Here is a 22,390-nt window from a genome sequence, read left to right on the forward strand (position 1 = left end):
GGCGACTCCTCAGAGGATGTGCACCGGGTGCCCGGTGGGCAGAGCCAGCAGGAGTGCGCCGGGGTCGGCACGGCAGGTGACGCGCACGGCCTCGCCGAACTCGTCGCCGTCGAGCTCGATGGGCGTGGGGGCGGGCGCCGCAGCTTCGGCGCGGGCGCCCCGGAAGTAATGGACGGACGCGTCCGTGCCACGGCGCTCGAGCACGAGCCGTCCGGCACGGAACCGGCGCAGCACGGAGTTGTCCCACCAGATCTTGCGCCAGACGCCGAGCCAGCCGAGGACGCCGGTCGGCTGGATGACCGCGACGTCGAGGGTCGCGTCGGTGATCGACGCGTCGGGGATCAGGGAGATGCCGGCCGGAAGGGTGCCGCAGTTCGCGAACAGGATGCTGTGCACCTTCGTGGAGTGCAGGCGCCCTGTGCCGATCTGGTACACCGCGCGGAAGGGCTTCGCGCGGGGGAGTGACCGGGCGGCGCCGTCGACGTAGGCGATCCAGCCGACGGACTTCTTCAGATCGGCACGGGTGTTCGCGATCATGTCGGCGTCCAGGCCGATGCCGGCGAGCACGACGAACGCATGCTCCTCCTCGCCGCCGTCCTCCCTGGTCATCCGGGCCCAGCCGATGTCGATGGGGTGGTGGAAGTCGCCGAGGGCGGCACGGATCATCTCCGCGGGGTCGGCCAGCGGGAGACCGAGGTTGCGCGCGAGAAGGTTCCCGGTGCCGCTCGGGAGGATCGCGAGTGGCACGCCCGTATTGGCGATGGCTTCGGCGACCGCCCGCACCGTGCCGTCGCCGCCGGCCACGAGCACGACGTCCACCCCGCGCGCGAGCGCTTCCGCCGTCGCTCCCTGCCCCGCGTCCTCCACGGTCGTGGGGTAGAAGGCGGGGTGGTCCCATCCGGCCTCGCGGGACAGGTCGCGGACCTGGGCGCGCAGACGCTTCCCGTCGATCTTCACCGGGTTGTACACGAGCGCCGCCTGCTTCCGAACGGGAGGACTCGTGGTCATGGCGCTACTCTAGACCGGCATCGTCCGAGGAGAGCAGCACGGGTGGAGGGATACCCGGCAGCCCGGTCCCCGGGCGCACACCTCGTAGACTTGCGGCATGATCGACCTCGCACTCCTCCGCGACAACCCGGAGATCGTCCGCCGTTCGCAGGCTGCCCGTGGCAATGACCAGAGCACCGTCGACGTCGCACTCGAGGCCGACCGATCGCGCCGCGCCGCGCTCGCCGCGTTCGAGGAGCTGCGCGCCGAGCAGAACGCGTTCGGCAAGCAGGTGGCGAAGGCGCCCAAGGAGGAGAAGGCGGCCCTCGTCGCGCAGGCCAAAGACCTCGCGGACCGCGTCAAGCAGGCCCAGCACGCGGCGAACGAAGCGGCCGAGGCCGCTGCCACGGCACTCGCGCGGATCGAGAACGTCGTGATCGACGGCGTCCCGGCCGGCGGCGAGGAGGACTTCGTCGAGCTCCGTCGCGTGGGCGAGGTCCCGGCGTTCGACTTCGAGCCGCGCGACCACCTCGAGCTCGGTGAGCTTCTCGGCGCCATCGACATGGAGCGGGGGGCCAAGGTCTCCGGTGCGCGCTTCTACTTCCTGCGCGGGATCGGTGCCCGACTCGAGATCGCGCTCATGAACCTCGCTCTCGACAAGGCGTTGCAGAACGGCTTCGTCCCCCTCATCACGCCCACCCTCGTGCGCCCTGAGATCATGCAGGGCACGGGGTTCCTGGGGGAGCACGCCGATGAGGTGTACCACCTCGACAAGGACGACGACCTCTACCTCGTCGGCACCAGCGAGGTCGCTCTTGCCGGGTATCACAAGGACGAGATCGTGGACCTCGCAAGCGGGGCCCTCCGTTATGCCGGATGGTCCACGTGCTACCGCCGGGAAGCCGGCTCGCACGGCAAGGACACCCGGGGCATCATCCGCGTGCATCAGTTCAACAAGCTGGAGATGTTCGTCTACACCACGGCTGAGGACGCCGAGGCCGAGCACCTGCGCCTCGTCGCGCTGCAGGAGGAGATGCTGACCTCGCTCGGCCTCGCATACCGGGTGATCGACGTCGCCGCGGGAGACCTCGGGTCGAGCGCGGCGCGGAAGTACGACATCGAGGCCTGGGTGCCCACACAGGGCGCGTTCCGCGAGCTGACCTCCACCTCGAACTGCACGACCTTCCAGGCGCGTCGTCTGGACGTGCGCTACCGCCCTGCCGTGGAGGAGGGCGGTACGGCGCCGAAGACCCAGCACGTCGCGACCCTCAACGGCACGCTCGCGACGACGCGCTGGATCGTCGCCCTGCTCGAGACGCACCAGCAGGCGGACGGCTCGGTGCGGGTTCCGGAGGTCCTGCGCCCCTACCTCGGCGGACTCGAGGTGATCCGCCCGCTCGCCGACGAGCAGAGCACCCGGTGACGGCGCCCTGGCTGGTCGGCCTCGACGTCGACGGGACCATCCTCCTGCAGGACGAGACGATGAGCCCCGGTGTTCCTGAGGCCGTGTCCCGCGTCCGCGACGCGGGACACGTGGTGACCATCGCGACCGGTCGCAGCTGGATGGCGACCCGTCGCTACGTGGAGGAGCTCGGCCTCACCGCCGACTACGTGGTGTGCTCCAACGGCGCCGTCACGATGCGCCGCGACGGGGACGACTGGGAGCGGTGGCACGTCGAGACCTTCGACCCGACACCCGTGCTGGCCCTGTTGCGGGACCGGCTTCCGGACGCGCGGTACATGGTGGAGCTCGGCTCGGGGCAGCGGCTGTTCACCGAGCAGCTCGACGACTGGACGCTCGACGGCGGCCGTCAGGTCGACTTCGAGGAGCTCGGGGCCCTCCCCGTCTCCCGGATCGTCGTCGTTTCACCCGGGCACGACGAGGACGACTTCCACCGGCTCGTCGCCGATGCCGGGCTCAACGAGGTCTCGTACGCGATCGGCTGGACGGCTTGGCTGGACATCGCTCCGCAGGGCGTCGACAAGGGCACGGCCCTGGAACGCGTGCGCGACGAACTCGGTCTCGACGCCGCGCGCGTGCTCGTCGCCGGAGACGGACGCAACGACATCGGCATGTTCGGCTGGGCGCGCGGCGGCGGTGGGCGCGCCGTGGCGATGGGTCAGGCGCCGGTCGAGGTGAAGGACGCCGCGGGGGAGATCACCGCCGACGTGGAGCAGGGAGGGCTCGCCAGCGCCCTGGACACGCTTCCAGCGCCCGCCCAGGTCGACGCCGGAGAATAGAACTCGGCTAGACTCGCGCCTGGTCGACAGATGCTTCTGTCGGGAGGGTTGTCCGAGCGGCCGATGGAGCTGGTCTTGAAAACCAGTGGGCAGAGATGTCTCGTGGGTTCGAATCCCACACCCTCCGCTTCCTGAGCGCGGTACCCCCGCCGCGCTGAATCCGAAAGGGCCCGAGTGAGCGACAACACCCGCCGCCGCCGCACCGTCGCGCGACATGGTCAGCTGCGTTCGCCCGGCGCCGTCAGCCAGCTCCTCCGGCTTCTCGCGATCAGCATGGCGGTGGTCCTCGTCAGCGGCATCGGCGTCGCGGCCTACTTCTACCTCGATTTCTCCAGCACCGTCTCGGCGAACGCCGTCGACCTCGACGGGCAGGAAGACGTGCCGCCGGACATCGGAGAGTACAAGGGCGGCTTCAACCTCGTCCTCACCGGCGTCGACACGTGCGAGGACGACTACAAGCAGTACTTCGGCGATCGGTGCACCGGCGGGGATGCCGAGGGCACCCTCAACGACGTGAATCTGCTCGTGCACGTCTCGGAGGAGCCGCGGCGGATCACGGTCGTCAGCTTCCCGCGCGACCTGATGATCCCCATCCCGTCCTGTGAGGACGAGGACGGCAACGCCACCGCCGCGATGAGCAAGCAGCCCCTGAACGTCGCTTACACCGACGGCGGACTGAACTGCGTCGTCCGCACGATATCGGCCCTCACGGACCAGGAGGTGCAGTTCGCCGCCTCCGTGACGTTCGGCGGCGTCATCGAGATCACCAACGCGATCGGCGGCGTCGACGTCTGCCTCGCCAACCCGATCCGCGACCGCTACACGGGTCTCGACATGGCAGCCGGCACGCACACCGTCCAGGGGCTCGAGGCTCTGCAGTTCCTCCGCACCCGTCACGGCGTCGGCGACGGCAGCGACCTGGGCCGCATCGGCAACCAGCAGCAGTACATGTCGAGCCTCGCCCGCAAGCTCATCAGCGGCGAGGTGCTGGGCAACGTGCCGGTGATGCTGAAGCTCGCCAACACGGGCATCCAGAACCTGGAGACGAGCACGTCGCTCGCCGATCCGATGACGATGGTGAAGATCGCTCTCGCCGTGAAGTCGGTGCCGTTCGAGGACATCGTGTTCGTGCAGTACCCGACCCTGGAGGACTGGGACGACCCGAACAAGGTCGTGCCGAACGACGAGGCCGCCGCGGCGCTCTGGGACGCGATCGAGGCCAACGCCCAGCTGCAGATCACGCACGAGAACACCAGCAACGACGGTGTCGTCGTGCAGGAGCCGACGACACCCACCGAGCCCGCCGAGCCCACCACCCCGACGCAGGAGGCGACGCCGACCCCGACGACCGCTCCGGACGTCGTGGCGCTGCCCGATTCGATCAAGGGCAACTCCGCCGCGCAGCAGACGTGCTCGAACGGCAACGTGCGCTGATCAGCGCTCAGGCGCTCCGCGGGCGGTAGACCGTCGGCGGGTGCGTCGTCGCCACGAGGGCGCGAAGCTCCGAGAGCTCGGCAGGCGCCGCGCCGAGCGCCCGCGCCTGCACGAGGACGTTGCCGAGGGCCGTCGCCTCGACGGGGCCGGCCAGGACGGGAACCCCGGTGCGGTCCGCCGTCGCCTGGCACAGGAGCCGGTTGAGGGACCCGCCCCCGACGAGGTGGATGACGTCGACGGGGTGCCCGGCGAGACCGCCCGCCGTCCGGACGGCGTCGGCGAACGCGGTGGCGATGCTCTCCACGACGAGCCGGACGAACGCGGGACGCGAGGCGGGGACGGTGGTGCCGCGGGAACGCAGGAGATCGCTGATACGCGCAGGCATATCGCCGGGGGCCGAGAGCGCGGGGTCGTTCGCATCGAACACCCCCGACGGCGGCGCCGCGGCAGCAGCTTCGGCGAGCAGCCCCGACAGGTCGATGGGCGCTCCGTCCTCGTCTTCCCAGGCTCGCACGGTCTCGCTGAGGAGCCAGAGTCCGGTCACGTTGTGGAGGACGCGGAAGCGGTCGTCCACGCCGCGTTCGTTGGTGAAGTTGGCGTCCCTCGCCGCCGCCGTGAGGATCGGCTCGACCCGCTCGACCCCGACCAGCCCCCAGGTGCCGCAGGAGATGTACGCGGCACGGGGTGAGGTCATCGGGACGGCGACCACCGCCGAGGCGGTGTCGTGCGAACCCACGGCGATCACCGGCAGATCCGCGCCGATGCGCTCCGCGACCTCGGGGCGCAGCCGACCGATGACCGTGCCGGGGTCGACGAGGTCCGGTAGGAGGGAGGCGTCGATGCCGAGGCGGGTCGCGAGCGCCCGGTCCCAGGTGCCGGACTCCACATCCAGCAGCCCCGTCGTCGAGGCGTTGGTCCGTTCGGCGACGCGGGCGCCGGTGAGGAGGAAGGCGAGGAGGTCCGGGATGAGGAGCGCGGTGTCGGCGTCGTGCCTGAGTTCGTCCGCCCGGAGCTGGTAGAGCGTGTTGAACGGGAGGAACTGCAGGCCGTTGCGCGCGTGGAGTTCGTCGAACGGGACGAGGGCGTGCACCTCGGCCACCCCTCGAGCGGTGCGATCGTCACGGTAGTGGAACGGCTCCGCGAGCAGCTCTCCGGCGCGGAGGAGGCCGTAGTCGACGGCCCACGAGTCGATCCCGATCGACTCGATCCCCGGTTCCCGGCTGACCGCTTCGGCCAGGCCGTCGAGCACATGGGCGACGAGCGCGTCGAAGTCCCAGTGCAGACCGTCGGCGCGGGCGACCGGGCCGTTCGGGAAGCGGGAGACCGGCTCGAGCTCCAGGACGCCCGGCCCCACCCGGCCGATCATCACGCGGCCGCTCGTGGCGCCGAGATCCACCGCCGCGACCGCACGGACGTGTCGTGCGGTCGCGGGCGAGCGGTCGTCGGTCATCGCAGGAACGCCGCGGCGACGCCGGAATCGACGGGGATGTGCAGACCGGTGGTCCGGCTCAGCTCGGGACCGGTCAACACGAAGACGGCGTCCGCGACGTTCTCCGGCACGACCTCGCGCTTGAGGATGGTGCGGTTGGCGTAGAACTGGCCCAGGTCTTCTTCCTTGACGCCGTACGTGGCCGCCCGGTTCGCTCCCCACCCGGAGGCGAAGATGCCGGAACCGCGGACTACACCGTCGGGGTTGATGCCGTTGACCCGGATGCCGTGCTCGCCGAGTTCCACCGCGAGCAGTCGCACCTGGTGCGCCTGGTCGGCCTTCGTCGCCGAGTACGCGATGTTGTTCGGACCGGCGAAGACGGAGTTCTTGGAGGAGATGTAGATGATGTCGCCGCCGAGTCCCTGATCGATGAGCACCCGGGCTGCCGCCTTCGAGACGAGGAACGAGCCCTTCGCCATCACGTCGTGCTGGAGATCCCAGTCCTTCTCGGTCGTCTCCAACAGCGGCTTCGACAGCGAGAGACCCGCGTTGTTCACGACGAGGTCGAGGCCGCCGAACGCGAGCACCGCCTCGTCGATCGCCGCCTGCACCGCGTCGGCGTCGGCGACATCGGCGGCCACGCCGATGGCGACGTCCTCGTTCCCGAACTCGGCGGCCGCGGCTCTGGCCTTGTCCAGGTCGAGGTCGGCGATGACGACGCAGGCGCCCTCCGCGGCGAGGCGCGTCGCGATGGCCTTGCCGATCCCGCTCGCGGCACCGGTGACGAGGGCGATGCGGCCCTGGTGGGATTTCGGCTTCGGCATCCGCTGCAGCTTCGCCTCCTCCAGCGCCCAGTACTCGATGCGGAACTTCTCCGCGTCGGAGATGGGGGTGTAGGCCGACAAGGCCTCGGCACCGCGCATGACGTTGATCGCGTTGACGTAGAACTCTCCGGCGACCCGTGCGGTCTGCTTGTTCGCTCCGTACGAGAACATCCCGACGCCGGGCACGAGGACGATGAGTGGATCCGCACCTCGGATCGCGGGGGATTCGGCGGTCGCGTAGGCGTCGTAGTAGGCCTGGTAGTCGGCGCGGTAGGCGGCGTGGAGCTCCCGCAGGCGTTCCGTCTGCTCCTCCAGGGTCGCGGTGGTGGGCAGGTCGAGGAGGAGCGGCTTGACCTTGGTGCGCAGGAAGTGGTCGGGGCAGCTCGTGCCGAGAGCGGCGAGGGCCGGAGCCTTCTCGGAGGCCAGGAAGTCGAGGACCACGTCGCTGTCCGTGAAGTGGCCGACCATCGGCTTGTCCGTCGACGCGAGCCCGCGGATGGTGCCGGCGAGGGCGGCCGCCCGTGCGCGGCGCTCCGGCCCCGGCAGGGCCTCGAAGCCCGATCGCGTGCCGCCGAACGGTGTGGGGGAGCCGTGCTCCGCGATGTGGGCGGCGGCGGTGTCGATCATCCACCGGGAGTTCGCCTCCGCCTCCTCCGAGGTGTCGCCCCACGCCGTGATGCCGTGGCCGCCGAGGATCGTGCCGATGGCCTGCGGGTTCTCCGCCTTGATCTGCGCGATGTCCAGTCCGAGCTGGAAGCCGGGGCGGCGCCACGGCACCCAGACGACCCGATCGCCGAAGATCGTCGTCGTGAGCTCCTCGCCGTCGGCCGCGGTGGCGATCGCGATGCCCGAGTCGGGGTGGAGGTGATCCACGTGCGGGGCGTCGACCAGGCCGTGCATCGCGGTGTCGATCGAGGGGGCGGCGCCGCCCTTGCCGTGCAAGCAGTAGTCGAACGCGGCGACCATCTCGTCCTCCCGCTCGACCCCCGGATAGACGTCGACGAGCGCGCGCATACGGTCGAGGCGGAGGACCGCGAGGCCGGCCTCGGTCAGGGTGCCGAGATCACCGCCGGAGCCCTTCACCCAGAGGAGCTCGACCGGCTGCCCCGTCACCGGGTCGGTCTCGGTGCCCTTGGCGGAGGTGTTGCCGCCCGCGTAGTTCGTGTTCTTCGGGTCGGCGCCCAGGCGGTTGCTCCGCGCGATCAGTTCGGCGGCGGTGGGGTTCGTCATGTGAGTCCTCGGTTCGTGAGTGAAGATGCCCGGTCGACGCCGGAGAGTCAGGGGAGTTGCAGGATCCGAGCCGCGAACCGATCGATCGTCGCGGCGAAGGCGGATTCCTCGGGGCGATTGAGGTGGCCGTGGGTGGTGCCCGGCTCGACGACTACTTCGACCTCGACGCCGGCAGCGGCGAGGGAGCGGGCGAACGCCTCGCCGGATACTCGGAGCTCGTCGGTCTCGTCGTTGACCATGATGGTGGGCGGGAAGGAGGAGAGTGCTGCGGGCTCTGCGGTGCCGGGGACGGCATAGACGTCCGCCGTGTCGGGGTCGCTCCCGAGGTAGTTCTCGTACATGCCGCGCACGAAATCGGGGGTGAACACGTCCGCGGAGGGATCTCCGTCGAGCAGGGCACGCAGCTCCGGGTCGGGAGCGGCCTGCACCGCTTGCAGGGTCGGGTACGCGAGGACGGCGAGTGCGGGCACGGCGCCGCCCTCGTGCGCGAGGCGGAGCGCCGCGCCGGTGGCGAGGTTGCCGCCTGCGCTGGCTCCGCCGATCGCCCAACCTCGCGACGCGACGTCCGACGTGGCGGCCCAGCGGAACGCGGAGACCATCTCGTCGTGCGGGACGGGGTAGTGCACGCCGCCGCGCTTCTCCGCGCCGAGGCGTGCGCTCCACTCGGCTGTCATCGGGGCGAGGGCGTAGTCCACGCTCATGACCGCGATTCCGCGATCTGCGAACGCCCGTGCGACGGCGTCGGCCTCCGGCATGTCGATGTCCCCGCCCGCGAATCCGCCGCCGTGAGCCCACACCAAGCCGTGGCCGCTCGGCGACTCCGGGGAGTAGACGCGCACGCGCAGCGGCCCGTGCGGCCCGTCGAAGACGTGATCGTGGATGTCGTGCGCGCTCATACGCTCAGGCTCCCCAGCCCGCCTGCACGCCACCCACGCGCTCCTCCGCGATCTGCTGCCCGTACCCGGAGGCCGCGTACGCCGCCATCGGGTCCGCGGGCAGCCCGCGCTCCTCTCGCCACGCGGCCAGGGCCGGGCGGACGTCGGTGGAGAAGGCGTCCATGAAGACGGCGTTCGCCGCGAGCACGTCGCCGCTGCGCTGGGCGGTCGCCAGCGCTTCGCGGTCGACGAGCAGGGCGCGCGCGGTCATCTCCTGCACATTCAGGACGGAGCGGATCTGCCCGGGGATCTTGTCCTCGATGTTGTGGCACTGGTCCAGCATGAAGGCCACGTCGGGGTTGTTCAGCCCGCCGCCCCGGATCACCTCGAACAGGATCCGGAACAGCTGGAACGGGTCGGCGGCACCCACGATGAGGTCGTCGTCCGCATAGAAGCGGGAGTTGAAGTCGAACGAGCCGAGCTTGCCGAGGCGCAGGAGCTGCATCACGATGAACTCGATGTTGGTGCCCGGCGCATGGTGGCCGGTGTCGAGGCAGACCATCGCCTTGTCGCCGAGGGCGGTCACCTGCACGTAGGACGTCCCCCAGTCCGGGACGTCGGTGTGGTAGAACGCCGGCTCGAAGAATTTGTACTCGAGCACGAGGCGCTGGTGGTCGCCGAGACGCGCGTAGATCTGCTGCAACGAGTCGTGAAGGCGATCCTGGCGTCCACGCAGGTCGGCCTGACCCGGGTAGTTAGACCCCTCGGCCAGCCAGATCTTCAGGTCGCGGCTGCCGGTGGCGTCCATGACGTCGATGCAGGCCAGGTGGTGGTCGATGGCCTTGCGCCGCACGGCCGCATCCTCGTGGGTGAGGGCGCCGAACTTGTAGTCGTCGTCTTGGAAGGTGTTGGAGTTCACGGTGCCGAGGGCGACGCCGTGGTCCTCGGCATGCCGGCGCAGATCGTCGAACGAGTCGACCAGATCCCACGGGATATGCAGCGCCACGGTGGGGGCGAGCCCGGTGTGGGCGTGGACCTGCGCGGCGTCGGCGATCTTCTCGTACGGGTCACGGGGCGTGCCGGGAGTGCTGAACACCTTGAACCGGGTCCCGGAGTTGCCGAACGCCCAGCTGGGCAGCTCGATGCTCTGCTTCTCGAGCGCGGCGAGGATGTCGGGGGTGAGGATGCTCACGATGCACGGCCTTCGTTGTCGGTGGCGGGTGTGGCGCTCTCGCCGGCGGCGGCGAGCTGGTCTTCGAGGTGGAACACCTCGGTGAGAGGGGTGGCGGCCTGATCGGGACGGCCGTCGAGGCCGAGGAAGAAGGGGGCCATCTCGGCCTCCCAGCGTGCGGCGACGGGGGAGGCGGCGAGGTACGCCTGCGCAGCCGCGTCGTCATCGGTCTCGTAGTAGCCGAAGAGCACGCCGCCGCTTCCGAGGAAGAGGCTGTAGTCGCGTCGTCCGGCGGCCGCGATCTCGCGGAGCATCTCCGGGCGTACCGGTGTGTGACGGGCGAGGTACTCGGGCAGCAGCTCGGGCTTCACCTGGAGCTGGAAGGCGACGCGGGTCATGCGATTCCTCTCGGGGTCCGGCCGGCGCCCGCAGGGAGCGCCGGCCGGAGGGCGACTCAGAAGTCGAAGTCGCCGATGTTGTCGGCGTCGAACACGAACGGGTCGCCCAGCAGGACGACGCCGTCGGCGCCGACGGTGTACTCGCCGAGGTCGACGGCCTCGAAGGTGTCGCCCTCTTCGCCGGTGATGTCGCCGGCGATCAGGGCCTGGGCGGCGTAAGCGGCCAGGTAGCCGAGGTCGGCCGGGTTCCACAGCGCGAAGGCGGTGACGGTGCCGTCCTCCACGTACTCGCGCATCTGGTTGGGGGTGCCGAGTCCGGTCAGCGCGACCTGGCCCTTGAAGTCGGACGTCGACAGGTAGCGCGCCGCAGCGGCGATGCCGACCGTGGTGGGCGAGACGATGCCCTTGAGGTCCGGGTGGGTCTGCAGCAGCGCGGCCGTCTTGTCGAACGACGTCTGGTCGTCGTCGTCGCCGTAGACCGTCTCGACGATCGTGATGTCGGGGTACTCGCTGGCGACGTACTCCTCCATCAGCTCGATCCAGGCGTTCTGGTTCGTGGCGTTGGCCGACGCGGAGAGGATGGCGATCTCCCCGGCGCCGCCGATCTGCTCGGCGATGAGGTCGATCTGCACCTTCGCGATGCCCTCGGAGTCGGCCTGGTTGATGAACAGGTCGCGGCAGTCGGTGTTGGTGTCGGAGTCGAAGGTGACGACCTTGACGCCGGCGTCCCTGGCCTCGTTCAGCGCGTCGCAGATGGCCTGCGGGTCGTTGGCCGAGACGACGAGGGCGCCGACACCCTGCTGCGTGGCCGTGTTGATGTAGCTGACCTGGGCGTCGGGCGTGGCCTCGGCAGGGCCGACCTCGGAGAACGTGCCGCCGAACTCCTCGACGGCTTTCTTACCGCCCTCGCTGGACGTGTCGAAGTACGGGTTGCCGAGGTTCTTGGGCAAGAAGGTGATCGAGGCGTCCGCCCCGTCGCCGCCGCCGTCTCCTCCGCCGTCGGTGGAGCCGGCGCAGCCGGTCAGTGCGACCGCCGCCGCCACCGCGAGGGCGGCGAAGGCGGTGACACGCTTGCGTGCAAACGTCATTGTTCGTTCCTTTCGTCGGGAGATGCCGCGGATGCGGCGTCCATCGGTGCCTTCGTCGCTGTGGCGGCACCGGCGGGGGGTCTGCCCGGTCGGCGGCGTGCCTTCTGCAGCCAGGCCAGGAAGCTTGCGGCCACCACCGAGATCACGAGGAGCGTGCCGGTGATGATGTTGATGACGTCGGAGGTGACGTTCACCAGGCGGAGTGCACTCGCGAGCGCCCCGATGAGGAAGGCGGCGGCGATGACGCCGTAGATCTTGCCGCGACCGCCGAACACCGACACCCCGCCGAGCACGACGGCCGCGATGACCTGGAGCTCGAGGCCGGTGGCGTTGTCGCCGCGGGCGCTGCCGTAGCGGAGCGTATAGAAGATGCCGGCGAACGCGGCGACCCCTCCGGACAGCACGAACAGGATGAGCTTCGTGCGCTCGACGTGCACACCGGAGAAGTGCGCCGCGTCCTTCGACAGACCGATCGCGTACACCCCGCGGCCGAACGGCGTGAAGTGCAGCAGGATCGCGAAGACCGCGACGAGCAGGAGGAACGGGATCGTGATGACGGGGATCGGGGTGCCCGCGATCTTCGCCTTGGCGAGAGCCGTCCAGAACTCCGGGAAGTCGGTGACGGCGGCCGTGCCCAGCAGCCCGACGGCGAGGCCGCGGAAGAGGGCGAGCGTGCCGATCGTGACGGCGAGCGAGGGTAGTCCGACGACGGTCACGAGGAAGCCGTTGAACGCTCCGCCGACCACGCCCACGACGAGCGCGGCGAGCGCGGCGAGCTCGAACGGGAGCCCCGCCTGCACCAGCGCGCCGGTGACGACGCTGGACAGCCCGACCATGCTGCCCACCGAGAGGTCGATCTCGCCGGTGATCATGATGAGGGTCATCGGCAGGGCGATCAGGAGGATCGGCGCGATGTCGAGCAGCAGGTACGTCAGCGTGATGGGCTGTCCGAACCCGCGGATGCTGGAGGCCGAGACGACCGCGACGAGCAGGAGCAGGCCGACGATCGCGGCTTCGCGCGTGAGCAGGAGCCGGCGCCACAGGGGCTTGTCGTAGTCGCGGATGACGCGGGTGGTCGCGGTGGCGGTCGCGGTGGTCATGATTCGTCCCTCGCCTCGATGAGCCGCCGTCTCTGCCGCACCGCGAGCACGCGGTCGAGCACGATGGCGCCGATGATGAGCAGGCCGACGACGGCACGCTGCCAGAAGTCGGGGATGCCGAGGATCGGCAGTGCGCGGTTGATGGTCAGCAGCAGCACGGCGCCGATCGCGGCGCCCCACACCGAGCCGATGCCGCCGGTGATCGCGACGCCGCCGATGACGGCCGCGCCCACCGCGTCCAGTTCCCATCCCGCTCCCGCCTGGGAGTTGATGGTGCCGTACCGGGCCGCGTAGAAGACGCCGGCGAGTCCGGCGAGAGCTCCCGACAGGACGAACGCGGTGAGCACGCGGCGGGTGACGCGCAGGCCGTAGAGCTCGGCCGCCGCGGGGTCGGAGCCGATCGCGTAGAACTCCCGGCCGCCGCGGGTGTTCTTCATGTACCAGGCGGCGACGGCGAGTACGAGGACCGCGACGATCGCGAGGATCGGGACGCCGAGGAGCTGCCCTGTGCCGAGGGCGAGGAAGTCGCGCGGCATGTCGGAGGCGTTCACGCGGTCGCTGCCGGTCCACAGCACGTTGATGCCGCGGTAGGCGTAGAGGGTGCCGAGGGTGATCACCATCGCCGGCACCTTGGCGTACGCGACGAGCGCGCCGTTGACGAGGCCGAGGAGGGCGCCGAGCACCACGGCGGCGACCACGACCAGGACGATCGGGATGCCGGGGATGTCGATGAAGAGCCGACCGGTCAGGTACGCGGTCAGACCCATCACGGAACCCACGGACAGGTCGACGTTGCGCGTGATGAGGACGATGGCCTGTCCCACCGCGACGAGCACGAGGATCGACGGCGTCAGCAGCAGGTCGCGCCAGCCGTCGGCGCTGAACAGGAACTTCGGGTTGTTGAGGGTCGCGGCGGTGACCACGAGCACGAGGGCGAGGAGGATGCCGAACTCTCGGGCCCTGCCGAGACCGGAGATGCGCTTGGTGAGCGCGGAGACGGGGATGGCGGTGGTCACGAGCTGAGCTCCGATGCGTGCGTCGCGGCGAACATGACGTTCTCGGAGGTGGCCTCCGAGCGGGGGATCTCGGCCGTGATGCGACCCTCGCGCATCACGAGCACCCGGTCGGCCATGCCGAGTACCTCGGGCAGCTCGGACGAGATCATGAGGATGCCCATGCCCTGACCGGCGAGCTGGGACAGCAGGCGGTGCACCTCGGACTTGGTGCCGACGTCGATGCCGCGGGTGGGCTCGTCGATGAGCAGCACCTGCGGCTGCGTGGCGAGCCACTTCGCGAGGACGACCTTCTGCTGGTTGCCGCCGGAGAGCGTCGCGGCGACGGTGTCCAGGGCGTGCGTCTTCACCTCGAGCCGCGAGGCCCACTCCCGAGCGGCGCGGTTCTCCATCGCGGTGGTGAGCAGGCCGAGGCGGGCGAGACGCCGGCGGATCGCGAGGGTGATGTTCCCGCCGACGCCGGCTTCGATGACGAGGCCCTGCTTCCGGCGGTCCTCGGGGACGAGGGCGAGACCGGCGCGCATCGCGTCCACCGGACGGCGGGCGCGGATGCGGCGGCCCTTCATGCGCACGCTGCCCTCGCGGTACCCGTCCACGCCGAAGACCGCGCGGGCGACCTCGCTGCGCCCGGCGCCGACGAGGCCGGCGAGCCCGACGATCTCGCCCGCACGGACGGAGAACGAGATGTCGTGGAAGAGGCCGGGGCTCGTGAGCCCCTCGACCTCGAGCAGCGGCTCGCCGATCGTCGCCTCCTGCTTCGGGAACAGCTCGGACACCTCGCGGCCGACCATCTGGTGCACGAGTTCGTCGACCGTGGTGTCGGCGATGGCCGAGGTCGCGATGTACGCGCCGTCCCGCATGACCGTCACGGTGTCGCAGAGCGCGAACACCTCGTCGAACCGGTGTGAGATGAAGATGAGGCCGCGTCCCTCATCGCGCAGGCTCCGGGCGATCGCGAACAGCCGCTCCACCTCCACGCCGGAGAGCGCCGCGGTGGGCTCGTCCATGATGAGCAGCGTGGCTTCGAGGGAGACCGCCTTGGCGATCTCGATGACCTGCTGATCGGCGATCGACAGGCCCTCGGCGGGGCGGTCGGGGTCGATGGTGACGCCGAGGCGGGTGAAGAGGCGCTCGACCTCGTGGCGCATGGCCTTGCGGTCGATCCGCCCGAACCGCCCGGTCGGCTGGCGCCCCATGAAGATGTTCTCGGTGACGGAGAGATCGGGGAAGAGCGTCGGCTCCTGGTATATGACCGCGACGCCGGCGGCCTTCGACTGCGCGGTCGAGGTGAAGTCGACCTCCTCGCCGCGGAGGCGGAAGACCCCGCCGTCGCGCTGATAGAGGCCGGCGACGATCTTCACGAGCGTGGACTTGCCGGCCCCGTTCTCGCCGACGAGCGCGTGGATGGAGCCGGGGTGGACGGCGATGGTGCCGGAGCGCAGGGCGATCACCGACCCGAACGCCTTCTGGACGTCGGCGAGCTCGAGCACGGGCGCCGTCGTGGGTGAGGACATCATTTCTCTCTCCATTGAGGGAATGAATCGTTTCAAACCCTGATGCAGATGAGACTAGGGGCTGTGTTGACGCGTGTCAATACGACATGAGAGTCTGAGGCGATCCCCGCGGATGAGTCGTTTCAGCGGCGGGAACCGGAGGGAGGGCGCGATGGCCGTCAGCGTGCGGGAGGTCGCCGAGGACGCGGGTGTCTCCGTCGGGACCGTATCGAACGTGCTCAACCGGCCGGAGAAGGTGGCCGCGGAGACCGTGGCGCGTGTGCAGGCATCCATCGACCGTCTCGGGTTCGTGCGCAACGATGCGGCGCGGCAGCTCCGGGCGGGGCGCAGCCGGACGATCGGCCTCGTCGTGCTCGACATCCGCAACCCGTTCTTCGCCGAGGTCATCCGCGGAGCCGAGGAGCGCGCCGACCAGCACGGACTCTCCGTCCTCGTCGCCAACAGCGACGAGAAGCAGGAGCGGGAGGCGATGCATCTCGATCTCTTCGAGGAGCAGCGGGTGACCGGCGTGCTCGTCACTCCCGTGGCGGAGTCCCTGCCGCGGTTGGTGCGGATGCACGAGCGCGGGACGCACGCGGTGCTCGTCGACCGGGAATCGCAGGATGAGCGGTTCGCCTCGGTCGCCGTCGACGACGTCGAGGGCGGCCGCATCGCGACCGAGCACCTGTTGGCGGTCGGTCGTCGACGGATCGCCTTCGTCGGCGGGCCGGTCGCGCTGCGCCAGGTCTCCGACCGCCTGAGCGGCGCGCAGGCCGCGGCGGCCGCGGCGGGGATCGGCCTGGAGTTCATCCCGACCTCCGCGCTCACCGTCGAGGAGGGGCGCCGCGCCGGCGCGCAGATCCTCGACCGCGCCCCGCGGGATCGGCCGGACGCGGTCTTCGCGGCGAACGACCTCCTGGCCCTGGGGCTCCTGCAGAGCCTGGTGATGACCGGGGATGCCCGGGTCCCCGAGGACATCGCGCTCGTGGGCTACGACGACATCGACTTCGCGGCGGCCGCCGTGATCCCGCTCAGCTCGGTGCGCCAGCCGGCCGCGCTCATCGGCTCGACCGCCGTCGACCTGCTGCTGAGGGGACAGGACGAGGTGGCACCGGCGCCGGAGCACGTGCTGTTCCGGCCGGAGCTCGTCGCCCGTCGCTCGACGACCGGGGAGTGACCGTCAGGCCGGTGTCGGTGTGGGGCGCTGGGCGCTCGCACCCCGCATGATGCGGGCGACGGCGGTGATGAGGAAGAGCTGCCCGGTGATCCCCTCGGCGACGGCCACCGCCTGCACGCCCGGTCCGACGGGGACGAGGTTCCCGTAGCCCGTCGTGGTCAGTGCCGTGAAGGAGAAGAAGAGCTGATTGCCGAGCGAGTCGCTCGCGGCATCCCCGAACAGCGGTGTCGGCAGCAGCAGCGACAGCAGGTTGTAGACGAAGGCGAAGAACATGCCGACGAGGATGTACGCGGTCACCGCGGCCAGGAGCGCCTCGACGTCGAGGCCTCGGCGGGTGACCTGGTGCGCGATGATGGCCCACGGCGCGACCAGCAGCGCGAGCATGGAGGCGGCGGACAGGGCGACGGCGAGGGCGGGGCTGTCCGTGGCGAAGAACGCCGCGAGGAGGGCGGCCAGGCCCGCGGCCGAGAGCACGACCCACGACACCCGCTGCACGAGGGCGTGCGCCCTGGTCACGCGGAACACGATCGCGACCGTGACCAGCATCGCGAGGAACGCCCAGGGGCTGGGGACCGTGCCGGGCTGGGCCGCACACAGCCCGTACGACACGATGAGGAGGGCGAGCACCGCGGCATAGCCCAGGGCGCCGCGCCTCGGGTCGGCCGGGGCGGCGAACCCCGCGCGGACGTGCGCTCCCGATGACTCGGACATGGCGACTCCTCTCGCGTCCGCGGGGCCGGACCCTCGCAACGTGCGGCCAGTATCGCAGGGCGACCGGGCCGCTCCGGGGAGCATCCGACACCGGCGGTTCGTGACCACGCGTCGGACCCGTTATGATGGTGGGGTGCATCCGTGCTCTCGAGCCGGATGCCTGGAGACGTCGCATAGTCCGGCCTAGTGCACCACCCTGCTAAGGTGGAGTCCCCTTACGGGGACCAGGGGTTCAAATCCCCTCGTCTCCGCACAGAGAAGCCCCGACGAGTCCGCTCGCCGGGGCTTTCGTGTTCTCGCGTGCGGGCGGGCCCTCCTCACGCCTTCGCCCCCGGCGCCCAGGTCGGGTCGGGGGAGAGCGCGGCGGAGATCTTCCGGCTGGCTGCGCCGAGCTGCCGGGCCTGCGCCGGGGTCAGGGTGTCGAAGACGACGCGGCGGATGAGGGCCTGGTGTGCGGGGGTCGACTCCTCGACCTTCCGGTGGCCCGCGTCGGTGAGGGTGCCGAGGGTGAAGCGCCCGTCCTCCGCATCGACCTCGCGCCGGATCCAGCCTTTCGCCTCCAGGCGGGTGACCGCACGGGAGAGCCGGGACAGTGTGCTGTTCGCGTAGCCGGCGAGGACGCTGAGGCGGAGCGTGCGCTCCGGTGCAGCGTCGAGGGCGTACAGGATGCCGTGCTCGAAGTGGGTCAGTCCGCTGTCGTGCTGCAGCTGCGCGTCGAGGGCCGCGGGGAGCCGTTCGAGGAGCGTCGCGAGCGCCGACCAGACGTCCATCTCGTCGGCGTTCAAGGGGGCGCGGGAGGATGACGACATTCCTCCACCGTAGCGGTCGATCTGTGCTCTTTGCTTGCTTGGGAAAGTGAGTGGAGACTAGGATGACTTGCTCAGGCAAGTGAAGCGGGTGGTCCGCGGAAGTGAGAGGGAGACGGATGGAACTGGGGCTGCGCGGCAAGAGGGCGTTCATCAGCGGATCGAGCCAGGGGATCGGATACGCGGTCGCGTCCGCTCTCGCCGCCGAGGGGGTCGATGTCGTGATCAACGGTCGTGACGAGGGACGGGTCGACGCAGCGGTGCGCGTGCTGGCCCTCGCGCACCCGGAGGTGACCGTGTCCGGGATCGCCGCGGACTTCACCGACCCGTCGCAGGTGGCGCGGCTGACGGAGCAGCTCGGCGACGTCGACGTCCTCGTCAACAACGTCGGTCTCTTCGGACTCGCCGACTTCGCGGACATCACCGACGAGGACTGGGCGCGCTACTTCGAGGTGAACGTGATGAGCGGCGTGCGCCTCTCCCGGGCTCTCCTGCCGGGGATGCGGGAACGGGGCTGGGGGCGCATCGTCTTCGTCAGCAGCGAGTCCGGCGTCAACGTGCCGGCCGACATGGTGCACTACGGCATGACGAAGGCGGCGATGATCGCCCTGGGCAACGGGTTGGCCAAGCTCACCCGCGGCACCGGCGTGACGGTCAACACCGTCCTGGGTGGCCCGACCTACTCGGAGGGCGTCGCGGCGAGCGTCGCCGCCGTCGCAGCAGCCCAGTCCGTCTCCGTGGACGTGATGAAAGAGGCGATCATCGGACAGAACACGACCTCACTCCTGGAGCGCTTCCTCGATCCGACCGAGGTCGCCGACCTCGTCGTCTACCTCTCCAGCGTCCGGGCCTCCGCGACGAACGGCGCCGCGCTGCGGGCGGACGGCGGGGTGCTGACGGCGATGCTCTGACCCGAGCGCGTCACTCGCCGGGGCCCATGGCTTCCGGTATCCTCGCGGGCATGCCTAGACCCACCCAGACGCCGCAGCGCGAGGCCTTCGGCTCGCGGAACGTGTTCATCCTCTCGGCGATCGGCTCGGCCGTGGGTCTCGGGAACATCTGGCGCTTCCCCTACGTCGCCTACGAAGGCGGCGGCGGTGCGTTCCTCATTCCGTACCTGTGCGCGCTGCTGACCGCCGGTATCCCGCTGCTGTTCCTCGACTACGCGATCGGCCACCGGTTCCGGGGCTCCGCGCCCCTCGCGTTCCGGCGTCTGCACCGGGCCGCCGAACCGCTCGGCTGGTGGCAGGTGCTGATCTGCGTCGTCATCGCGGTGTACTACGCGGTGATCGTCGCGTGGGCGGGCATGTACACCTGGTTCTCGGCGCAGCTCACCTGGGGTGCAGGTAACGAGAACGACTTCTTCTTCGTCGACTTCCTGCATTCCGCCGACGTCGCGGAGGTCGGCCTGTCCGGCGAGTTCGTGCCGCAGGTGGGCCTACCGCTGATCGCGGTGTGGCTGATCGTCATCATCATCATGGCGCTCGGCGTCAAGCGCGGCATCGGTCGCGCCAACATGATCCTGATGCCGCTGCTCACCCTCATGTTCGCGGTGCTCGTCGTGCAGGCCCTCTTCCTCCCTGGCGCCTTGGACGGCCTCAACGCGTTCTTCACGCCGAACTGGGAAGCGCTCGCCGACCCGGCCGTGTGGGCCTCCGCCTACGGGCACATCTTCTTCTCGCTGTCCGTCGCGTTCGGGATCATGGTGACGTACGCGTCCTACCTCAAGCGCAAGACCGACCTCACCGGTTCCGGTCTCGTGGTCGCGTTCGCCAACTCCGGCTTCGAGATCCTCGCCGGCATCGGAGTGTTCGCCGCCCTCGGGTTCATGGCTCAGGCGCAGAGCACGGATGTCTCCGGTGTCGCCACCTCGGGTATCGGTCTCGCGTTCGTCGCGTTCCCCACGATCGTGTCGCAGGCGACCGGCGGCTCGATCATCGGCGTGCTGTTCTTCGGCGCCCTCGTCTTCGCCGGGATCACCTCGATGATCTCGATTTTGGAGGTGATCGTCGCGGCGCTGCAGGACAAGCTCGGCTGGGCGCGGGTGCGCACCACCCTCGTCGTCTCGATCCCGCTGGCCATCATCTCCGCCGCCCTGTTCTCCACCACCACCGCGCTGTCGGTCCTCGACACGACCGACGCCTTCGTCAACGCCTTCGGCATCATGGCGGTCGCTCTCGTCGCGGTGATCGTCGTGGCCTGGGTGCTGCACAAGCTGCCGCAGCTGCAGGACCACCTGAACCGCCGTTCGAGCTTCCGCGTCGGCCTGCTCTGGCGCCTGCTCGTGGGTGTCCTCGCACCGCTCGTGCTCGGGTACCTGCTGATCACGGAACTCCTGACGAAGATCGCCGAGCCGTACAGCGGCTACCCCGGCTGGTTCCTCGGCGTGTTCGGCTGGGGCATGGTCATCGCGCTGGTGATCGGGGGAGTGTTGCTGTCGCTGGTGCCGTGGAGCAGGCGCTCCCGTGCCAAGGACGACGTCGGGTACGACGACTTCCTGGACCAGGAGGAGTACGCCGCCGACCCCGAGACGACGAGCATCGCCGTCCCGGCGGCGCAGACGAAGGGAGCGGGCGCATGACCACCACCGCGATCGTCATGATGATCATCGCCATGGTCACGGTGTGGGGCGGTCTCATCGCCGCCGTGGTGAACCTCGCCCGTCACCCCGAGGTGGAGGACACGGAGCCCGCAGTCCCGACCGAGCTCTGAGCACCGACCCGATCGCATCGGGTCGGAACGGTCGGGTGCGCGGATGGACAGCGGCCAGACGATGAGGGGGAAAGGAGGGCCCCCGTGATCGGCACGCTCAACGCCCTGGTCGACCTCGTCGAGGCGGACCACGGCCAGGAGATCGACGTCGCTGCGTTCGCCCGTGCGCATGGCACCACCGAGTACCACCTGCGCCGGATGTTCTCGGCGCTCGCCGGGATGCCGTTGACCGAGTACGTGCGGCGTCGTCGGATGACGCTCGCCGGCGCGGAGCTCGCCGCCGGCGCGCCGAGTCTGCTCGATGTCGCCGTTCGGCACGGCTACGGCTCGACCGAGGCGTTCGCCCGGGCGTTCCGCGCCGTGCACGGCATCGGGCCGGCGGACGCGCGTCGGCACGGGGGTCCTCTCCGCACACAACCCACGCTCCGGTTCCGCCTGAGCGTCGAAGGGAGCACCCCGATGGATGTCACCATCACCCACCGTCCCGCATTCGTCCTCGCCGGGCATGCCGCGGAGGTCCCGCTGATCCACGTCGGCGTCAATCCGCACATCCAGGCGCACATCGCCGCGATCCCGCCCGAGGAGCACGCCCGCCTCAAGGCGCTCGGGAACGAGGAGCCCGCGGGCATCCTCGCCGTGACCGCCGACATCGACCCGGACGCCCCGGAGGGGACGCCGTTGACCTACCTGCACGGGGTGGCCGTGCGCGACGACACCGCAGTCCCCGACGACCTCGACGCTCTGCGCGTGGCGGAGGGTGCCTGGGCCGTGTTCGGCGCGAGCGGCCCGTTCCCGGAGACCCTGCAGAATCTGTGGGCGGCGACGGCGACCGAGTGGTTCCCGTCGAACCCGTGGCGGCTGCGACCCGGGCCCTCGATCGTCCGCTATCGCGAGTTCACCGGCGACACGGCCTCCTGCGAGCTCTGGCTCCCCGTCGAGCAGAGCTGACCGTGCATCGGGTCGGGCCCGAGCGGCTCGACCCGATGTCGGTGCCCGGTGGCACACTGACCGCACGACGTACCGAGAGGCGGGCCATGGCGGCGATCGATCCCAAGAAGACCCTCGACGCGTATCAGGCGAAGCGGGGCGCCTTCCGTGTCCTCGAGGTGCCGCCGCTGACCTATCTGATGATCGACGGCGCCGGAGATCCGAACACCGCTCCGGCCTTCTTCGATGCGGTCGCGGCGCTCTACCCGCTGGCGTACACCCTCAAGTTCGCCAGTCGCGCCGAGCTCGGCATCGATCAGGTCGTGATGCCCCTGGAAGGCCTGTGGCATGCGCCGGACATGGCGTCGTTCACCACCCGGCGCGACAAGTCGACCTGGCTCTGGACGCTCATGATCATGGTGGGCGACCACGTCACTCCTGCCCTGTTCGACCGCGCGGTCGAGACGGTCGCGGCGAAGAGCGCGAAGAAGGGGGAAGAGCTCCCGGCACTGGCTGCCGTCCGGCGGGAGGTGCTGGACGAGGGCCTCTGCGTGCAGACGTTGCACATCGGGCCGTTCGACGACGAAGGCCCGGTGCTCGAGGAGCTGCACGAGCGCTTCGTTCCGGAGAACGGTTTGCGGATGCGCGGGCGGCACCACGAGATCTACCTCAGCGACCGTCGTCGCGCAGCCCCGGAGAAGCTGCGCACCATCCTGCGGCAGCCGGTGGAGCGGATCACCTGAGCGCTTTCGCACCGGGCGTCCGGAAAGCAAC

General features: G+C 70.1%; 21 protein-coding genes and 2 tRNA genes. 11 read left to right on the forward strand and 12 right to left on the reverse strand.

What is annotated here, in order from left to right; translation table 11 throughout:
- Nucleotides 1-9: 9 nt before the first annotated feature.
- Nucleotides 10-1,008 (reverse strand): diacylglycerol kinase family protein, encoded by a 999-nt coding sequence (locus KZC57_RS12625; RefSeq protein ID WP_105949248.1) that lies wholly within the window; start codon nt 1,006-1,008, stop codon nt 10-12.
- A gap of 97 nt (nt 1,009-1,105) precedes the next feature.
- On the opposite strand from KZC57_RS12625, the gene serS reads away from it, so the two are divergent.
- The 4 genes from serS to KZC57_RS12645 all read left to right on the forward strand — a co-directional run bounded on the left by serS (nt 1,106) and on the right by KZC57_RS12645 (nt 4,662).
- Nucleotides 1,106-2,410 (forward strand): serine--tRNA ligase, encoded by a 1,305-nt coding sequence (serS, locus tag KZC57_RS12630; RefSeq protein WP_060921414.1) that lies wholly within the window; start codon nt 1,106-1,108, stop codon nt 2,408-2,410.
- Nucleotides 2,407-3,228, forward strand: a complete 822-nt coding sequence (locus tag KZC57_RS12635) for an HAD family hydrolase (protein WP_247641899.1) — start codon at nt 2,407-2,409, stop codon at nt 3,226-3,228. The genes serS and KZC57_RS12635 overlap by 4 nt, the downstream gene beginning before the upstream one ends.
- Before the next feature lie 42 nt (nt 3,229-3,270).
- Nucleotides 3,271-3,355 (forward strand) — tRNA-Ser (locus tag KZC57_RS12640).
- A 47-nt stretch (nt 3,356-3,402) separates the two neighbouring features.
- Nucleotides 3,403-4,662, forward strand: a complete 1,260-nt coding sequence (locus KZC57_RS12645; RefSeq protein WP_060921416.1) for an LCP family protein — start codon at nt 3,403-3,405, stop codon at nt 4,660-4,662.
- Nucleotides 4,663-4,669: 7 nt separating this feature from the next.
- Here the strand turns inward: KZC57_RS12645 and KZC57_RS12650 are convergent, their stop codons facing one another.
- From KZC57_RS12650 to KZC57_RS12690, 9 genes are read right to left on the reverse strand one after another with little or no spacing between them, the layout of a single operon-like run.
- Nucleotides 4,670-6,112: a rhamnulokinase family protein gene (locus tag KZC57_RS12650; RefSeq protein ID WP_247641900.1), complete on the reverse strand. Its 1,443-nt coding sequence runs from the start codon at nt 6,110-6,112 to the stop codon at nt 4,670-4,672.
- A complete protein-coding gene (locus KZC57_RS12655; RefSeq protein WP_247641901.1) occupies nt 6,109-8,145 on the reverse strand; it encodes a bifunctional aldolase/short-chain dehydrogenase in 2,037 nt (678 codons plus the stop codon). The genes KZC57_RS12650 and KZC57_RS12655 overlap by 4 nt, the downstream gene beginning before the upstream one ends.
- A gap of 47 nt (nt 8,146-8,192) precedes the next feature.
- A complete protein-coding gene (locus tag KZC57_RS12660; RefSeq protein WP_247641902.1) occupies nt 8,193-9,041 on the reverse strand; it encodes an alpha/beta hydrolase fold domain-containing protein in 849 nt (282 codons plus the stop codon).
- A 4-nt stretch (nt 9,042-9,045) separates the two neighbouring features.
- Nucleotides 9,046-10,212 (reverse strand): L-rhamnose isomerase, encoded by a 1,167-nt coding sequence (gene rhaI, locus KZC57_RS12665; RefSeq protein ID WP_105949251.1) that lies wholly within the window; start codon nt 10,210-10,212, stop codon nt 9,046-9,048.
- A complete protein-coding gene (locus tag KZC57_RS12670; protein WP_105949252.1) occupies nt 10,209-10,589 on the reverse strand; it encodes an L-rhamnose mutarotase in 381 nt (126 codons plus the stop codon). The genes rhaI and KZC57_RS12670 overlap by 4 nt, the downstream gene beginning before the upstream one ends.
- 56 nt (nt 10,590-10,645) lie before the next feature.
- Nucleotides 10,646-11,677: a rhamnose ABC transporter substrate-binding protein gene (rhaS, locus tag KZC57_RS12675; protein WP_247641903.1), complete on the reverse strand. Its 1,032-nt coding sequence runs from the start codon at nt 11,675-11,677 to the stop codon at nt 10,646-10,648.
- Nucleotides 11,674-12,777, reverse strand: a complete 1,104-nt coding sequence (locus KZC57_RS12680; protein WP_247641904.1) for an ABC transporter permease — start codon at nt 12,775-12,777, stop codon at nt 11,674-11,676. The genes rhaS and KZC57_RS12680 overlap by 4 nt, the downstream gene beginning before the upstream one ends.
- On the reverse strand, nt 12,774-13,793 hold the full coding sequence (locus KZC57_RS12685) for an ABC transporter permease (RefSeq protein WP_247641905.1): 1,020 nt from the start codon (nt 13,791-13,793) through the stop codon (nt 12,774-12,776). Before KZC57_RS12685 ends, KZC57_RS12680 begins: the two co-directional genes overlap by 4 nt.
- On the reverse strand, nt 13,790-15,307 hold the full coding sequence (locus KZC57_RS12690) for a sugar ABC transporter ATP-binding protein (protein ID WP_247641906.1): 1,518 nt from the start codon (nt 15,305-15,307) through the stop codon (nt 13,790-13,792). The genes KZC57_RS12685 and KZC57_RS12690 overlap by 4 nt, the downstream gene beginning before the upstream one ends.
- 148 nt (nt 15,308-15,455) lie before the next feature.
- On the opposite strand from KZC57_RS12690, the gene KZC57_RS12695 reads away from it, so the two are divergent.
- Nucleotides 15,456-16,460 (forward strand): LacI family DNA-binding transcriptional regulator, encoded by a 1,005-nt coding sequence (locus tag KZC57_RS12695; RefSeq protein WP_247641907.1) that lies wholly within the window; start codon nt 15,456-15,458, stop codon nt 16,458-16,460.
- A gap of 3 nt (nt 16,461-16,463) precedes the next feature.
- Here the strand turns inward: KZC57_RS12695 and KZC57_RS12700 are convergent, their stop codons facing one another.
- Nucleotides 16,464-17,171 (reverse strand): potassium channel family protein, encoded by a 708-nt coding sequence (locus KZC57_RS12700; protein WP_247641908.1) that lies wholly within the window; start codon nt 17,169-17,171, stop codon nt 16,464-16,466.
- Nucleotides 17,172-17,333: 162 nt separating this feature from the next.
- On the opposite strand from KZC57_RS12700, the gene KZC57_RS12705 reads away from it, so the two are divergent.
- A tRNA-Ser gene (locus KZC57_RS12705) sits at nt 17,334-17,422 on the forward strand.
- Nucleotides 17,423-17,488: 66 nt separating this feature from the next.
- Here KZC57_RS12705 and KZC57_RS12710 read toward each other — a convergent pair.
- On the reverse strand, nt 17,489-17,980 hold the full coding sequence (locus KZC57_RS12710; protein WP_247641909.1) for a MarR family winged helix-turn-helix transcriptional regulator: 492 nt from the start codon (nt 17,978-17,980) through the stop codon (nt 17,489-17,491).
- Nucleotides 17,981-18,096: 116 nt separating this feature from the next.
- Between KZC57_RS12710 and KZC57_RS12715 the strand changes: the two genes are divergently transcribed.
- The 5 genes from KZC57_RS12715 to KZC57_RS12735 all read left to right on the forward strand — a co-directional run bounded on the left by KZC57_RS12715 (nt 18,097) and on the right by KZC57_RS12735 (nt 22,359).
- Nucleotides 18,097-18,888 carry an SDR family NAD(P)-dependent oxidoreductase gene (locus KZC57_RS12715; protein WP_247641910.1) on the forward strand — a complete coding sequence of 264 codons (792 nt, stop codon included), beginning with the start codon at nt 18,097-18,099 and terminating at the stop codon, nt 18,886-18,888.
- Between the two features lie 50 nt (nt 18,889-18,938).
- Entirely contained in the window at nt 18,939-20,558 is a 1,620-nt protein-coding gene (locus KZC57_RS12720) for a sodium-dependent transporter (protein WP_247641911.1), read from the forward strand.
- Nucleotides 20,555-20,689 (forward strand): methionine/alanine import family NSS transporter small subunit, encoded by a 135-nt coding sequence (locus tag KZC57_RS12725; protein WP_075251602.1) that lies wholly within the window; start codon nt 20,555-20,557, stop codon nt 20,687-20,689. Before KZC57_RS12720 ends, KZC57_RS12725 begins: the two co-directional genes overlap by 4 nt.
- An 84-nt stretch (nt 20,690-20,773) precedes the next feature.
- Nucleotides 20,774-21,637 carry an AraC family transcriptional regulator gene (locus KZC57_RS12730; protein WP_105949259.1) on the forward strand — a complete coding sequence of 288 codons (864 nt, stop codon included), beginning with the start codon at nt 20,774-20,776 and terminating at the stop codon, nt 21,635-21,637.
- A gap of 86 nt (nt 21,638-21,723) precedes the next feature.
- Entirely contained in the window at nt 21,724-22,359 is a 636-nt protein-coding gene (locus tag KZC57_RS12735; RefSeq protein ID WP_247641912.1) for a GyrI-like domain-containing protein, read from the forward strand.
- The last annotated feature ends 31 nt before the right edge of the window (nt 22,360-22,390 follow it).

This window comes from Microbacterium sp. KSW4-4 (assembly GCF_023091185.1).
Classification (GTDB): domain Bacteria; phylum Actinomycetota; class Actinomycetes; order Actinomycetales; family Microbacteriaceae; genus Microbacterium; species Microbacterium paraoxydans.